This is a genomic window from Mucilaginibacter sp. McL0603 (assembly GCF_049992945.1).
In the GTDB taxonomy this organism is placed as follows: Bacteria; Bacteroidota; Bacteroidia; order Sphingobacteriales; family Sphingobacteriaceae; genus Mucilaginibacter.
In genome coordinates, this window is the sequence record NZ_CP188251.1 from 1832416 (window position 1) to 1848301 (window position 15886).

General features: G+C 42.1%; 15 protein-coding genes and 3 tRNA genes. 11 read left to right on the forward strand and 7 right to left on the reverse strand.

Annotated elements, in window-relative coordinates; genetic code table 11:
* Positions 1-16: 16 nt before the first annotated feature.
* Together ACPPVU_RS08440 and ACPPVU_RS08445 are read left to right on the forward strand one after the other, a co-directional pair.
* Positions 17-3130 (forward strand): efflux RND transporter permease subunit, encoded by a 3114-nt coding sequence (locus ACPPVU_RS08440; RefSeq protein ID WP_426671252.1) that lies wholly within the window; start codon positions 17-19, stop codon positions 3128-3130.
* A 3-nt stretch (positions 3131-3133) separates the two neighbouring features.
* Positions 3134-4417: a TolC family protein gene (locus ACPPVU_RS08445; RefSeq protein ID WP_426671253.1), complete on the forward strand. Its 1284-nt coding sequence runs from the start codon at positions 3134-3136 to the stop codon at positions 4415-4417.
* Between the two features lie 252 nt (positions 4418-4669).
* Here the strand turns inward: ACPPVU_RS08445 and ACPPVU_RS08450 are convergent.
* The 3 genes from ACPPVU_RS08450 to ACPPVU_RS08460 form a co-directional block, all read right to left on the reverse strand.
* A tRNA-Lys gene (locus ACPPVU_RS08450) sits at positions 4670-4742 on the reverse strand.
* 110 nt (positions 4743-4852) lie between these two features.
* On the reverse strand, positions 4853-5809 hold the full coding sequence (locus ACPPVU_RS08455) for a WD40/YVTN/BNR-like repeat-containing protein (protein WP_426671254.1): 957 nt from the start codon (positions 5807-5809) through the stop codon (positions 4853-4855).
* A gap of 50 nt (positions 5810-5859) precedes the next feature.
* Positions 5860-6297 (reverse strand): DUF2147 domain-containing protein, encoded by a 438-nt coding sequence (locus ACPPVU_RS08460; protein WP_426671255.1) that lies wholly within the window; start codon positions 6295-6297, stop codon positions 5860-5862.
* A gap of 203 nt (positions 6298-6500) precedes the next feature.
* Between ACPPVU_RS08460 and ACPPVU_RS08465 the strand changes: the two genes are divergently transcribed.
* A tRNA-Leu gene (locus ACPPVU_RS08465) sits at positions 6501-6584 on the forward strand.
* Between the two features lie 92 nt (positions 6585-6676).
* Positions 6677-6760: transfer RNA gene (locus tag ACPPVU_RS08470), tRNA-Leu, on the forward strand.
* A 316-nt stretch (positions 6761-7076) separates the two neighbouring features.
* Here ACPPVU_RS08470 and ACPPVU_RS08475 read toward each other — a convergent pair.
* Complete coding sequence (locus ACPPVU_RS08475) at positions 7077-7529, reverse strand: hypothetical protein (protein WP_426671256.1); 453 nt, start codon at positions 7527-7529, stop codon at positions 7077-7079.
* A 24-nt stretch (positions 7530-7553) separates the two neighbouring features.
* A complete protein-coding gene (locus ACPPVU_RS08480) occupies positions 7554-8231 on the reverse strand; it encodes a terminase large subunit domain-containing protein (protein WP_426671257.1) in 678 nt (225 codons plus the stop codon).
* Positions 8232-8296: 65 nt separating this feature from the next.
* Between ACPPVU_RS08480 and ACPPVU_RS08485 the strand changes: the two genes are divergently transcribed.
* Positions 8297-8866 carry a hypothetical protein gene (locus tag ACPPVU_RS08485; RefSeq protein WP_426671258.1) on the forward strand — a complete coding sequence of 190 codons (570 nt, stop codon included), beginning with the start codon at positions 8297-8299 and terminating at the stop codon, positions 8864-8866.
* Between the two features lies 1 nt (position 8867).
* On the opposite strand, the gene ACPPVU_RS08490 is transcribed toward ACPPVU_RS08485, so the two are convergent.
* Positions 8868-9320 carry a terminase small subunit gene (locus tag ACPPVU_RS08490; protein WP_426671259.1) on the reverse strand — a complete coding sequence of 151 codons (453 nt, stop codon included), beginning with the start codon at positions 9318-9320 and terminating at the stop codon, positions 8868-8870.
* 163 nt (positions 9321-9483) lie between these two features.
* On the opposite strand from ACPPVU_RS08490, the gene ACPPVU_RS08495 reads away from it, so the two are divergent.
* The 6 genes from ACPPVU_RS08495 to ACPPVU_RS08520 all read left to right on the forward strand — a co-directional run bounded on the left by ACPPVU_RS08495 (position 9484) and on the right by ACPPVU_RS08520 (position 15114).
* Entirely contained in the window at positions 9484-9996 is a 513-nt protein-coding gene (locus ACPPVU_RS08495) for an antitoxin Xre/MbcA/ParS toxin-binding domain-containing protein (protein WP_426671260.1), read from the forward strand.
* A gap of 130 nt (positions 9997-10126) precedes the next feature.
* Positions 10127-10591, forward strand: a complete 465-nt coding sequence (locus ACPPVU_RS08500; protein ID WP_426671261.1) for an RES family NAD+ phosphorylase — start codon at positions 10127-10129, stop codon at positions 10589-10591.
* A 170-nt stretch (positions 10592-10761) separates the two neighbouring features.
* A complete protein-coding gene (locus tag ACPPVU_RS08505; protein ID WP_426671262.1) occupies positions 10762-11511 on the forward strand; it encodes an SDR family NAD(P)-dependent oxidoreductase in 750 nt (249 codons plus the stop codon).
* Positions 11512-11643: 132 nt separating this feature from the next.
* Positions 11644-12225: a TetR/AcrR family transcriptional regulator gene (locus tag ACPPVU_RS08510; protein WP_426671263.1), complete on the forward strand. Its 582-nt coding sequence runs from the start codon at positions 11644-11646 to the stop codon at positions 12223-12225.
* Between the two features lie 139 nt (positions 12226-12364).
* Complete coding sequence (locus tag ACPPVU_RS08515; RefSeq protein ID WP_426671264.1) at positions 12365-12967, forward strand: TetR/AcrR family transcriptional regulator; 603 nt, start codon at positions 12365-12367, stop codon at positions 12965-12967.
* Between the two features lie 5 nt (positions 12968-12972).
* Positions 12973-15114 (forward strand): beta-N-acetylhexosaminidase, encoded by a 2142-nt coding sequence (locus ACPPVU_RS08520; protein WP_426671265.1) that lies wholly within the window; start codon positions 12973-12975, stop codon positions 15112-15114.
* A gap of 104 nt (positions 15115-15218) precedes the next feature.
* On the opposite strand, the gene ACPPVU_RS08525 is transcribed toward ACPPVU_RS08520, so the two are convergent.
* A complete protein-coding gene (locus ACPPVU_RS08525) occupies positions 15219-15728 on the reverse strand; it encodes a DUF4760 domain-containing protein (protein ID WP_426671266.1) in 510 nt (169 codons plus the stop codon).
* Positions 15729-15886 lie beyond the last annotated feature (158 nt).

Here is a 15886-nt window from a genome sequence, read left to right on the forward strand (position 1 = left end):
ATAAGAGGTTAATCTAATGGAAAAGGAATCATTTATAGAGGTTGGCCTTAAGAACAAGGTGATCGCGCTATGTTTTGCTGTACTGCTGATCATCGCAGGCCTCTATGCCCTGTTTAACATGGCAAGAAATGAATTTCCTGAGTTTACCGTAAGGCAAGGTCTGATCATTGGTTATTATCCCGGAGCAAATTCAAAGGAAGTAGAGCAGCAACTGACTAAAAAGGTAGAAGAATACCTTTTCGGTTTCAAAGAAGTTGATAAAAGCCGGACGTATTCCTATTCCAAAGATGGTATGATGTATATCTATGTCGAAATAAACGAAAACGTTGGAAAGCTGGAAACTGAAGACTTCTGGAACAAAATAAAACATGGCACATTACTCCTTCAGCACCAATTGCCTGAAGGCGTATTGGGTATAGTCGTAAATAGCGACTTTGGAAATACTTCAGCGGTCGTACTGGCCGTGCAATCAAAAGACCGGTCTTATAAAGAACTGGAAATTTATGTCAAATCAATTCAGGATCAAATCAGGAAGATTCCGGTACTTTCCAAAATCAGTTATTCCGGGGATTTTAAAGAGCAGATAGGTGTATATGTTGATAATAACAAATTGGCATTATATGGATTAAATGCAGCTGCGGTTATGCAGGCGATCAAATATCAGGGTACTATCGGAGTATTAGGGAAAGTTAAGGGAAATACGATTGACCGGCCGATCTATGTGGATGAGTATTACAACACCGAAAGCGACCTTGCAAAACTAATCATCCGGTCAGACCAAAAAGGCAACGTGATACGGCTGAAGGATATCGCGCAAATCAAACGTGAATATCAAGATCCAGACAGTTATGTAACTACTAATGGCACGAAGTGTTTGGTTATTTCGATGGAAATGCAGACCGGGAAGAATATCGTTCAGTTTGGTAAAACCCTGGATGAGCATTTGGATAAAATAAGACAGCATCTTCCCGCTGATATAAAATTAACCAAGGTTGCCAATCAGCCGGCTGTAGTAGATGAATCCATCACGCATTTCATGCGGGAGTTCGGCATTTCCCTTGTTGCAGTGATCATCGTTACTCTGTTACTGCTGCCATTAAGAATAGCTGGTGTGGCAGGTGCAACGATCCCGCTAACCATTTTATCGACTTTGGGTGTGATGTATATGCTGGGCATTGAACTGGATACCGTAACTCTGGCCGCGCTTATCATTGTTTTGGGAATTGTTGTGGATGACCCGATCGTGGTCATCGATAACCATGTGGAAAAGCTGGATCACGGCTATTCAGTATGGGATGCTGCTGTCAGCAGCGCAAAGGAACTTTTTCCTTCCGTTTTTACAGCCACCTTGGCTATTTCCGCCACTTTCGCCCCTTTAATGATCTTCCTTTCAGGTACGCCCAAAGACTTTATCAGCATTTTTCCGGTAACTGTCATTATCGCGCTTACCTTGTCCCTCATCATTTCGATGTTACTGGTGCCTTACTTTAACACTGTACTGATTAAAAGCGGGCTGTTAAAACCCGGAGAAAAAAAAGAAACCAAAGAAAAGAAGAAGTCATTACTGGACAGACTCCAGAATTTTTATAATAACCGCCTCGAGGAGGCTTTTAAACATGATCGTATAACGCTGGCGATTTCATTTATTGCAGTAATTATCGGCGCAATACTTATCGGAAGCGCCTCCCAGCAGCTTTTCCCAAAAGTGGAACGCAATCAATTTGCAATAGAAGTTTATCTCCCTACCGGGAACAATCTGAAAAGCACAGCTACTGTAGTCAAACAAGTAGAAAAGAAACTGGCTGGTGATAAACGGGTAATCAGCTATACCAGTTTTATAGGTTCCAGTTCACCCAGGTTTCATACCGTTTATGCACCAAATCTTCCATCGCCAAATTATGCACAGATCCTGGTTAACACGGTTGACGAGGACGGCACACAGGAAATTCTTACCGAATACCAACATAATTTCAGCAATTCCATTCCAAATGCTTATATCAGGATGAAGCAGCTCAATATGATCAATGTGCTGGCACCCATTGAAGTCAGAATAAGTGGGGACAGCATCGCGGACCTGAAATTGGTTAGTGCCAAAGTGGAGGCAATCGCCAGTGGAGTGAAGGATGTGATGTGGATAAGAACCGACTACGAGGAAATGAACCAGGGTTACCAGTTGAAGATCAAGCGTGATGAGGCCGGGAGACTAGGCTTTACCAGGAAGGACCTGTCCGATGCACTGGCTATGAATTTCCAGGGAATTACCGCCACAAAGGTGTGGGAGGGTGACTACGACATTGATGTTGATGTAAAAACAGCTGCCGATCAGCGAAATAAAATCTCGGACATAAGAGACCAATATATTGCTTCTCCATTAACCCATTCAATAGTACCGATCAGGCAGATTGCTGATTTGAGCCAGGGATGGACAGAAGGCCAGGTTACTCACCGTAATGGCGTAAGAACAATTACGGTCAGAATGGATACGCAGATCGATGTCATCCCGGAGGATGTGCTCGAAAGGATGGAAAAGCAGATAAATGCACTGGCGCTTCCTCCTGGTGTTACCATAGCCTATGGCGGTGAACGGGCGGAGATGATCAAGAACATGGGGCCAATGGGAATGTCCTTATTTGTCAGCGTGATTTTGATCTTCTTCATCCTATTGTTTCACTTCAAAGGATTAAAGTATGCCGCATTAAGCATAGTTACCATGCCCCTTAGTTTATTCGGCGCCGGGTTCGGCCTGTTCGTAACCGGCTATCCATTTGGTTTTACCGCATTTATCGGGTTACTGAGCCTATGCGGGATAGTGGTGAGGAATGGCATTATCCTGATTGACTTTGCCGGAGAGATGCGCCGCCAGGAGGGAATGAGCGTGATGCAGGCTGCCATACATTCCGGTGAGCGCAGGATGCGGCCTATCTTCCTTACTTCTTCTGCAGCTGCTGTCGGCGTTATTCCGATGATATTAAGTAAATCATCGTTATGGGGCCCGTTGGGTACTGTGATCTGTTTTGGCTTATTGTTCTCTATGGCGCTCACCCTGTTTGCCATGCCGGTAATGTACTGGATCCTTTTCCGTAAAGAGGATGAAGTAAAGCAAATAGAAACAGAAATTATTAAAGCTTAAATTATGCGTAATTTCCTCATAATGATGATTCTGGCATTTGCCTTGGCGAAAGCAGACGCCCAGCAAAAATTATCCTTACAACAGAGTAAGGACATTGCTTTCAGCAAAAACATAAGTATCAAAAATGGTGGTCTTCAGACCGGTTATGCCAACGAAGGTAAAGAGGCTGCGCATGCAGCCTATTACCCCAAGTTAGATATGAATGGCTTGATTTTAGGAGGCCCAAAAGATTTGGTACCCGGAGCCTCAGGTATATTTCCACAGGGCATTAATAATTTTTACCTGGGTAGTATAATGGCCCAGCAAACATTATATGCCGGAGGTAAAATCAACACGAGCAATCAATTGGCGAAATTAGAGATGCAGGTCAGTCAGACCAGATTAAAACAGATCAAAGATTCAGTAAGCCTCATCACAGAACAGAAATATCTGCAATTAATTGATTTGGGAGAACAGTACAAGACGGTACTTTCAAATCAAAAGTACCTGGACACACTTTACAAGGAAATGCAGAACTTTTTAAAATCGGGATTGATCGCGAGAAATGAACTGCTAAAAGTCACAGTAAAAATTAATGCCCTGGTGCTGGAAAGATCAAAAATTACGAACATGAAGCAGGTGGTCCTGCTGGATTTCTGCCAGTTTATAGGCATAACCTATGATCCTGGGATTATTTTGACAGATTCCGTAAACCAGGTTACGAATCCGTCGGCACTGTATATAAAACCGGAAACTGTTTTATCCGGTACTGATGATTATAAACTTTTACAGAATGGCGTCTCTGCTGAACAACTGCAAACTAAGTTGAAAAGGGCTGACTACCTGCCAACGGCAGCCCTAGGCTTAAGTGGTGCGGTATTCGGTGTAATCGACAAAGGCATAGGCAGTACTTTTATTCCGGTCGCCCTGGGTGTAGTTACTATCCCGATTTCAGGGTGGTGGGGTACAGGTAAACACATCTTAAAGCAGCGGAAAATAGCGGAGGACATTGCCTCTAATAACCTGTCCAATGGAGAAAACCTGCTTCGGGTCCGTATGCTTAGAAGTTGGTATGACCTTACGGAAGCCTATCAACAGTATAGCATTCTGGAGGAAAATTTGCTTTCGGCTTCTGAAAATCTGAAAGTAAGCAGGGACAATTACAAGTCGGGTTTAAATAACCTTACTGATCTCCTTAATGCGCAGGCAGATCTGCAGCAAACACAAAGCCAACTGGTGGATGCGAAAAACAATTACAGGATAAAGCTATCATCCTATAAATATGTAACTGGTAAAATGGATCAATGAGAGTATTAGAAGTAATGGTAAACTGCGATGACTACAGCAAATAAATATGAATTTCTGTTAAATTTTGCGAAAGATCTTTTTTTATCATCCGGTATTAAAGGCACGTCCGTCGACAAGCTTTCCCGGAGGGCCCTGATTCATTCGTTTGCGTTACATTGATCTGTATTGAGTTATGGAAAATGGGTTTTAAACGAAAAAAGCCACTTTTTCAAGTGGCTTTAGTTCTTTTGAGATGGTTTGGTGACCATTCTGTGATCCCGCTGGGACTCGAACCCAGGACCCCAACATTAAAAGTGTTATGCTCTACCGGCTGAGCTACGGAATCATTTAACCGTTCTGATTAAAGTGGTGCAAATATAGAATTTATTGATATTGGTTGCAAACCTATTTTAAATAAATTTTCAGGTATAAAATAAGCGCTTAATAACCAGTAAACTACATCTTAAAAATGCCTATTTTTCCATCGTTTCCAGCTAATAGAACCAGTTTTCCATGCCTGGCCTTACGACAAACATTGTAGCTTGTATCGTCGATTTTGGTCCAAGTTTTACCTCCATCGGTTGTTAAATTGCTTCCGGGAGTACCGGTTGAGAGGAAAGTTTCGCCTGAAATATACTCCACGCATGACTGAAAGCCGGCAGGCCCCTGACTTGCGGATTTGATCAAATTAGAACGACCAGTAAGATAGGAAGCAACCGAGTCGGTCTTTTTATCATTAGCATAATCACCACCAATAAAGACTCTTGATGAGCCGTTTGCCGACCATGCAAAAGAAAATGCACCCTGGCTCGATTTACCCGATACAATAGGCAATGACGAATAGTCCCATAAGTTGTTGCCGGCTGAATATTCGAGCAACCGGCTTCGGCTACCACCGGTTACTATATTGATTTTGCTTCTATCAACCCTCAAACAAGTGCCACTGGCGGCAAAGGCAGCTTCATCCCTTATCGCATTCGGACATTTCCTGAATGTATTCCAGGTTTCCCCGCCGTCTTTCGTAGCCATCAACACAAATTTGCTGTCTATTGGGTCTCCTAATACATAGCCATTCAGCCTGTCAGAAAAATCCATCGCATCAAAAAAATAGGCAGTATCTGTGTTTTTGTATTTTACCTTCCAGTTTTGGCCGCCATCCGTAGTTTTCAATATAAGAGCAGGCGTTCCTGAACTCATGATGATGGCTTCCTTAGCCGAGAAAGCCTCAATATCCCTGAAATCTGCTTTTTCAAAACCCTTTACTTGCTGCCAATTCCACGTTTTACCGCCATCTTTTGTTATTGCTATGGTTCCTTTGCTGCTACTTACCCAGGCTACATTATCGTCGACAACAGACAATCCGCGTATACTGGTTTGTTTGTCCTGTTGCAAAACCTCTATATGCTGTGCCATTGATCGCGCAGTAAAAAGAGCTAATAGGAATAATAAAGTTATTTTTTGTTTCATTTTACGCGTGTCCAGGTTTCAGAACGTCCAAATAATGAGATACCAACGTATCCGCGAATTTTAAGCTGATTGCCATCAATGGTCATTTTGCAACTATAAGTTTTGCCGCTTTTAGGATCGTAAATGGTACCATCAGTGTAAACCTTTTCACCATCAAAAGTAAAATCTTTTAATAATTCCAGCCCTAGCTCAGGTCGCGATCTTAATGCCGCATCCGGATTCTTTTTGTCTGTTTTAGGTTTGCCCTGCTCATCGTTGGGAAATTTTATCCAGTCGAGCTTGCCGAAAAATTTGTCTCCTCTTTTGTAGATCAGGATATGATCCTCGCCGCTTGGATTGGCCCACGAACCTAATATGGCATCAGCTTGTTGTGCAGATGCAGTAAATGTGATGATCGTTAAAAAGAGTAAGATCATCGTCTGCTTATAATTCATCGTCTTAAAATTGGTTGGACCGAAGTTAATCTTTAAGACCTTTTTTACCAAGTGGCAGATTTTAATATTTATTTTCAGCAATATGCGCTAAACGTTTATATTTGCACCCTTGTTGTCAGTGGCTGCCGGATTATTAGTCGTATTATTTGAATTTTAATGTTCAAACTTCCGACTTCGAACTTCCGACTTCCGACTTCAAAAAAGCCCGGATGGCGAAATTGGTAAACGTTGCGGTCTCAGAAGCCGTTGAGAATTGTCTCTTGAGAGTTCGAGTCTCTCTTCGGGCACACCATCTTTAGATGTGAGATGTGAGATTTTAGATATGAGATATTTATTTTGTCTCACTTCTCAAATCTAATATCTCATATCTCTTTTTTATGCCCAGGTGGCGAAATTGGTAGACGCACCACTTTGAGGGGGTGGCATTCGCAAGGATGTGGCAGTTCGAATCTGCTCCTGGGCACTTCTCTTTAATAGATATGAGATATTAGATTTGAGTAGTGAGATTCTCTCAGAAGCGTCTAAAAATGATAGAAGAGCGTCCTTGCTGCGATAACGAAACAGTCCCCTGCTTACAGAGCCGTTAGGCAGTTCGGATTGTTATACACTTTGTAAGCAGCGGATTGCTACACCACTGATAAAAGTGGCTCGCGATGACGTGCAGATGGTGTTTTTAATTTTATAAGATTATTTGAAAATGAATTTCAGACAGTTTCTCAGGTTTTATTCTAAGAAGTGAATTGTCTCAAATCTCATATCTCACTTCTCAGATCTAAAAATTACGCAGCCGTTTTAAATTCATGCTGATAATACCATTCAAGGATATACACCCCGTCGCTCCACGTTAATTTGCCGTCGGCAGCAACCTGAGAAACGAGTATCGATAAATTATGTAGGAAGGCGCTCTTAATGTCGCCATCAAGATCTTGCAGTACTTTTACGGCACATGCAGTGATTGCCGCAGGATCTGCGAGACCGCTGCAGCTATCAGCCAGTTTTAGTTCGGTTAATATGGCAGGCAATTTGGCGCGCAGCAGGGTTTTGATCTCGTCGTCAATGTCGCCGGGTATTATGGCAGTTAATACATCTGCCGCAGGCGAGTCGACAAAATTTTTTAAATTTTCAGTTATTAATACCCCTATGTGAATGGCGGTTTTGAGTTCAGCCGGTATGCCATTAAATAGTTCTTTTACCTGGTTCCAGATCTTTGTTAAGAAAGTTTGTAAGCTCATTTTTTTAATTAGTGAATTAATGAATTAGTGAATTAGTGAGTTAGTGAATTTGTGATTTGTTAAATAGGGTTTTATGTGTTTTGTGCCGGTTCTTTCTGTCCGCAGTTCGTCCACTTGTTGCTGTAAAAGGCCCACCTGGCTCTCGACGATTTTGAGACGGATGTCATAGACCCTGTTCTGCGTTTCCTGGTTAATGCGGATATCATGTATATCACTCTTTAACTGGAAGTAAGACGTCATAACCGAGGCAACAATACTGGCAGTGCTGATCCGGGTGCGGGTACGCAGGGCCAGTTCGGTGTATATATTCCAGTCGATGCCATTGGCTTCATTTAAAAACAGATAATCACGCTTGCCCGATTTTGCATCCTGTGCATCGTCATAGCTTTTAAATTCGAGCACAGAGCCATTGTTAAATTCAAAAATACGTTCAGACCGGTTGTAAGATCTTATACAGGATGCTACCTGTGCAGAGTCTGAATAGATTTTTAAAGCATCACGCAGCGCACCTGCTTTCAAATTGGGAATATCCTGACCAACGACGGTGATTACCAAGTTTACATTTTCGCAAGCAATACAAAACAGCACCTGCATAATGGCAAAAGTTTTACCAGAGCTTGTGCCACCCTGGTTGATGACGATATGGGCAGTTGCCTGATAATTTTTTGTAAAGAGGACAGAGGCTTGATGTTCGACGGCCATGTTTTAAATAGTTTTTTTATGGTTTTTTTTTAGTTTTGACTGGATTTTATCAATACCTGAATCTGATGAATAAGCTATCCTATTTGTTTATGATATGTATGCTGGTATCCGTATTAACGGCATGCCAGAAAGGCGACAGTAATTCTATTTCTTCCGATGCTGCTCTGATCGTGGGCAAATGGAATTTGCAGCAACAGAAAACCGTGCAGTATGTTAACGATGTAAGGAGAAGCGACACGACTATTATAACTACAGCTGACATCAACAGTAATGTTCAATTTGAGAAGAACGGTAAATTTATCAATGTTAGTTTTAGGGGTTACAATGATGTAGGCTCTGGGTCGTCTGGCGCTGGTGAGCGCGATTCTACTTTCGGTACGTATAGCGTTGCAAATAGTAGTTTGATACTTTCACCATCATACTTGGTATTGCTGGGTTTTTACGATGGCTTGATCCCTCTTTTTTTTGCCGGCGATAACCCGTTACCTACGGTGGTGATGATTTCCGATTCCTCGCAGATAAACACTTTAACCTCGTCGAAACTCACCTTGCACACCGAATATATTTATTCAGAAACAATTAATAATATCACTACCATCTACAAGGATGAGTTGGATTATTATTATACTAAATAGATTATAAAGCAACATCCTGTTCTGACGCGGCCAGCGGCGGGCCCGTTTGGATGATCTCGACTTTAAGAACGGTATTTGCCGGCACATCAGTTGGCTTTTCTGTACGCTCATTCCAGCCCATGCTTTTTAGTGCGAATATGGCACCTGTTGATGAGGTGACGTGCAATTTTTTTTCATAATCAGCCATTACACGCAGCCTGGCACGTTTAAGATTGTCGGCAAACTTGCCTTTGGCTTCATAATCTTCAAATGCCTGCCGGCTGCTAAACCCCAGGTGTAATGCGAGGCCGGTAATGGTGATCTGCTGCGGTTTGCTTTTGATGTTTTTTTGCCCGGAAGCAGAATTTATTTTCTCCTCTTCAGATGTGCTTTTTCCTTCGATATCATTAAAGTATTGGTCGATCATATCGTCCAGCTCGCTGGCTGTTGTAAAAGGATGTTTCTTTTTTGCCATATATGATTAAAATGCCGACTGGCATAATGTATATTCAAAGATACTAAAATTTTTAGTTTTTAACAAGGGTATTTTTAATTATATTTTAGAACGGTGATTATAAATGAATTGAAACAAATTGGAAAAAAGTTTCGTTTTAATTGGGAAAATATTACCTTTGTGTATGGGGGCAAAAGAAAAAGTTACAACACATAGCAAAGCCAACTATATTTATGAAGATGGCAAGCGATACAAGGTATACAACCTGGAAGATGCACCTGTGCAGCAGGTTGCAGAGTTGCTTGTGCCTTATACCACTTATTTCAGATCGCCGATAGCCAAGCTTGATGCGATAAAAAAAGGGTTACAGCCAAACGCTATCAATGATCTTATTGAGATAACCGGGGCTACACAAACCGATGTATCCAAATGGCTTGATATTACCGAACCTACATTACGCAAGCATATACAAAATACTAAAGAGTTAAACCTGGGCATCAGTGAGCACATAATCCAGCTATTTGAGCTTTTTAATAAGGGCCTGGATACCTTTGGCTCTATCAGTGAGTTTAAAAACTGGCTTAAACACTACAATACCGGCATTGATGCTACCCCCTTTGATATATTAGATACTATTACCGGCATCAGTATCGTCATGAATGAACTCATCCGTATTGATTACGGCGCAACCGCATAATAATTATTGATTTAATGAATTAGTGAATTATTGATTTATGAAAGATTCGACAAGAAATAATTCGACAATTCTGTCAACAAATAAATTCAATCAATAATTCAGTAATTCGATAATTCAGTAAATAAATTCCATGCATCTCTACCGCATCGGCCAAACCAAATATGCAAACGACCGGAAAGGGTCGGGGGTTGATGGGCGGTGGAACTCCAACGGGCAATATGTGATTTATACAGGTGGTTCGCTTGCTTTATCGTGCCTGGAAAAGCTCGCACATACTTCCGGCACTTCATTATACTCAGGGACCTTTTCTGTTACCATGTATAATCTGCCTGATAAAATAAAGATCAAAGAGATTAAGTTGGTAGATATTATAAAAAATAACCCGGACTGGACAAAGGTGATCAATTACCCCAACACCCAGTCTATAGGCGATCGCTGGCTGGCTACACAGGAGACAGCCGTTTTAAAAGTGCCTTCGGCCATTATTGACCTTGAATATAATTACCTGCTTAATCCTGCCCACCCTGATTTTAACCAGATCAAAATAGCCGTAGTAAAACCCTTTACTTTTGATACAAGGCTGAAAACCTCTTAGAATATCGAACATCGAATTTTGAATATCGAATAACGAACGCAATCGATCATTTTTTGAAGCGGATTGTCATTCAATCTTAATCTTTGAATTTAATCGGAACGATTGTTCCGATTTGTATTTACCTTTGCGGAACGATTATTCCGAATAGAAAAAGTAATCACACAAAAACAATGAAAAAGTTAGAAAACAAGGTAGCAGTAGTTACAGGAGCATCAAAAGGTATTGGCGCCCAGATAGCAAAAAGTTTAGCTGAAGCAGGTGCATCAGTCGTAGTAAATTATTCTTCGTCAAAAGAAGGCGCAGACAAGGTAGTTGCTGAGATAACAGGTAAAGGTGGAAAAGCCATAGCTGTACAGGGTAACGTTTCTAAAACAGCCGATGTGGACCGTTTATTTGCCGAAACCAATAAAGCTTTTGGTGGCGTTAACATCCTGGTGAACAACGCAGGTATATACCAATTTGGTAATATAGAAGAAATTACTGAAGAGCAATTCCATAGTCAGTTTAACACTAATGTATTGGGTTTGTTACTGACAACGCAAGGCGCAGTGAAAAGCTTTGGTACAAATGGTGGCAGCGTGATCAATATTGGTTCTGTTGTGAGCCGCATCACTCCTCCTGGAAGTGCTATTTATACAGCTACAAAAGGTGCCGTAGATTCGATCACACAAGTATTGTCGAAAGAATTAGGTCCTAAAAAGATCCGTGTAAACTCTATCAACCCTGGTATGGTAGAAACTGAGGGTACGCATACAGCAGGTTTCATTGGCAGTGATTTCCAGACATGGGCAGAAACAACCACACCGCTTGGCCGTATTGGTCAGCCGGAAGATATTTCGCCAATCGCAGTATTCCTGGCATCTGATGATTCGGGCTGGTTAACAGGGGAAACTATTTTGGCCGGTGGCGGATCAAGATAAATTGGTCATTAGTCATTAGTTAATCAGTGATCAAAAATCTACAGGTAACCGGTTATGAATGACCAGTGACTAATGAGCACTGACTAAAAAAAATTAATAGCTTTGCTCATTAACGGGCAAAGCTTTTCTGTTATGGCAAGGACTAAAGATTTTGATGAGAATGAAGTGCTGAAAAAGGCGGTAGACCTTTTTTGGTACAAGGGCTATAACGGCACGTCTATGCAGGATTTAGTGGATGGGTTGGGCATTAGCCGGTCGAGTTTGTATGATACCTATGGCGATAAACATACTTTGTTTATGAAGGCTTTAGAGAGCTACCAGACATCGTCATCAGGTGCGATGTGCAATATCATTAGCAACAGCGTTTCGGCAAAAGTTGCGATAAGGCGGTTACTTGAACTTACTACGTATGAAATGGTAGGTGATAACCTGCACAAGGGTTGTTTTATGACCAATGCGGCCGTTGAAGTTGCCCCGCATGATGCAGAAGTGAACAACATGATTTGCAGGAACGATCAACTGATAGAGGATGCCTTTTACCAGGCAATTAAAAAAGGCCAGGAGAGTGGCGAGATCACTAATAAAAAAGATGCAAGGGCGCTAACCCGTTTCATCATTAATACGGTTCAGGGCATCCGGGTATCGGCAAAATTAACCTCGGATAAGGCCGTTTTTGATGATATCGTTGAACTGACGATGTCGGTACTGGGTTAATATCGTAAACGCCTCACCCCAACCCCTCTCCAAGGGAGAGGGACTTTAAAAAAATCAAGAAAAATTTAATGGAAAATATTTGCTAATTAAAATTTTCCATTTACATTTGGAAAATATAATCAGATAAATATTTTCCAAATTGAAAGAAAAGATCACTGAAGTAGCTCTTGCGCAGTTTTTGCAGCACGGTATTCGTAGTATGACGGTTAAAAAACTGGTTGAACCGATGGGGATATCCACCAAAACGGTTTACAAGTATTTTAGCAGTAAGGAAGAACTGCTGGAGGAATGTTTGCGGGTGCTGTATTCCGGTTATCATAATGAGTTTATGGCGATATTGAGCACTGATGATAGTCCGGTTAATAAATTGCTTATTCTTTTCAGGGCAACTGTTAGTAAGGATTTTGGCGTAAGCCATGCTTTTTTTCATGATCTGAATTATTATTATCCTGAGTTACAAAATACGGCCATCAATCGCATTAGTAATAGCTATGGCAGCTTAATGATCCCGCTTGTACAAAAAGGTATTACAGAAGGCTACTTCCATCGGTTTATTATGCCCGAAGTAGCGCTTAAGGGTATTGGGCTGCTATACGCCTCTATCACCCGATCAGAAGACTATAAAGATTATGAAGGTAGTCCTTACGAGCTATTTAAAAACCTGGTTGAGGTTTACATCCGCGGCATGTGTACCGAAAAAGGCCTGAAAGAAATTGAAAATAATCCATATCATAACGAATAAATCATATGAAGAAGATCCTGTTTGTAGCTACATTATTGATTTGCCAATTGGCAGCCATCGCGCAGCAAAATACATTGAACCTGATGCCTCTGCCTAAACAACTGACGGTGAATACAGGTAAGAACCGCATCAGTAATAAATTTACTGTTTCGGTACAAGGCAACGCTAGGGACACTATTTTATATAAAGCTGTGAACCGTACTTACCAGGTATTGAACCGCAAAACAGGTTTGGTATTTGGGCAGCAGTATATTACTACGGCAGATAAGAATGATTCGGCATCGTTAGTGGTGAATGTAAAAACACAGGTACTGGCCGGGATTGGTGTGGATGAAAGCTATTCGCTGAAAGTAAATGAAAAGCAAATCGTGCTTAATGCCGTAACTTCTATTGGGGCACTGCGTGGATTACAAACGATTATTCAGCTTTGTGATAAGGATGAGAATGGTTATTATTTCCCATTAATTGTTATTGATGATTCCCCTCGTTTTAAATGGCGCGGGTTGATGATCGATGTGGCAAGGCATTTTATCTCTTTTGAGGAAATGAAAAAGAATATTGATGCAATGGCAGCCGTGAAGATGAATGTATTGCACTGGCATTTGACAGATGATGATGGGTTTAGGGTAGAATCAAAAGTGTTTCCGTTACTGCATCAGAAAGGATCGAGCGGTGATTATTACACGCAGGCCCAGTTAAAGGAAATTGTAAAATATGCTGCCGGCAGGGGTATCATAGTAGTGCCTGAGTTTGATATGCCGGGGCATGCGCAGAGCTGGTTTGCCGGGTATCCGGAGTTGGCAAGTCTGCCGGGTCCTTATCACCCCGGTCCGCGGATGCAGTGGCAAAAGGAGCACCCGGAGGTTAAAGTACCGCAGGGTAACTCCATTGCTGATATTATTGCAAATATGGTGGCGCCGACTTTCGACCCAACCAATGAAAAGGTGTATGATTTCCTGGATAAGTTTGTTGGCGAGATGGCCACGATCTTCCCGGCAGGATATATGCATATAGGGGCGGATGAGAATAATGGCATGGCCTGGAAGCTGAACCCGAAAATAATGGACTGGATGACGCAGCACCAAATGCAAAGCACGGATGACCTGCAGCGTTATTTTGTGCAACGGGTTTATGGCGTGATGAAAAAGCATCACCGCCAAATGATAGGATGGGAGGAAATATATAACGATCAACTGCCCAAGGATGCGATTGTACATAAATGGATACCGCAGGATAATGGCATGATCAAATCGTACGGTAACCCAAACGACATCGCGCAGCACAACCCGGTGCTGATATCTGATGGCTTTTATTTAGACCAGTTTTTGCCGGCTTATATCCATTATAATAATGCTTCAATTGCTGCCGCGAATAACCCGAATATTTTGGGCGGAGAGGCTGCGCAATGGACGGAGCTTGCCAATACTGATAATATCGATGGCAGGATATGGCCGCGCGCCGGGGCTATTGCCGAAAGGCTATGGTCGCCTGTAAATGTGACGGATGTGGATGATATGTATCGCAGGCTGAATGTATTGAGCAATGAACTGGACGAGCAGGGACTAAACCACCTGACTAATTATGAACGAGCGTTGCGCAGACTAACGAATGGTGAGTCAACCGAACACCTGCAAACATTGACCGATGTGCTTACCCCGGTAAAGGGCTATAAAAAAATGATTGCCGGAATGATGAAGCCGCCGCAGTCCGCCTATCAAACCACGCCTTTAACCTCGGTGTCGGATATCATACCAACCGACCCCGCAACGAAAAGGAAATTCAGGGCTTTGGTGAAGCTGTATTTGGAGAAGCACGATAAAAATGTGGCAATCGCTATTAAAGCTTATTTGGTGGCATGGCAGCAAAATGATGCGCAGTTGAAACCTTTGTTTGTTGGCAATAAACGGCTGGCGGAGATTGCAGATCATTCAAAAAATCTTTCTGCGGCGGCAGCTATTGGGTTGGATGCTTTGGATAGGATGGATAAGGGCACTGCTAATGATGCCAACTGGGTAAAACAACAATCGGATGCGTTAAGCGCATTTGAAAAAGCACACAATGAAACTGAACTGGCCATTATACCTGAAATTGAGGAGTTGGTGATAGGGCATACCATAGCGGAGCCGGTGGTGTATTCGCAATTTTAGATTTGTTCGTCGCGCGTGTAGTTTACTCACCCGGTCGACGCTGTGCTGGACCTCCCCTCTCTTCGCTGTGCGGAAAGAGGGTTTTTGTTTTTAATTGATAATTTCTAGACCGCCGTTTTAGTAGATAGAAAAAATGGCTTCCGTGGTTTCTCTTTCATACGCCGATCAAGTTGTTCTGCCATCCATTGGAAATACTCGCTAAGGTAGGGGTCGGCATTTTTCTCTCTCATATCTAATATCAGGGGTTTGTACAGCACCCATGTTGTGCTGACGAAAGAGCCTAAGGTTTTGTCAACCAGGTCAATATTAATAAGGCGTTCCGCTAACATTAGGCCGAGTGATTCCATTTGCTGAGAAAGGTGTATAATCCGTATCTGATCTTCCTTTGGCCAGTCAAGCCATTCTTCTACTGTGTATGGTATTTTAATTGTGTTGATATAACTCAGCATTTCGGCAAATTCCCGTGTCTGAAAGCTTCGGAGGGTGTCCAGTGTCAGTCGTTCCCGACGGTCTTTGTTGGAGGTTTTAACCTGTGCAATTCCAAAAATAACGGCGACAATAACAGATAAGGTGAGGGCAATGTTGGCTATGAGGGCCACAAATTGGTTTGACATATTATTAAGGGTTGACTATGTGCAGAAATATCTTTAAGTATTGGATTCTCTAATTTAAAGATTTCCCTCCTATTCCTAATTGGAGAGATAAAACAATCCAACAACTTTTGGTTTCGTTGGATTGTTCTGAGTTTATTAAGAATTAGTGATGTTGCCGC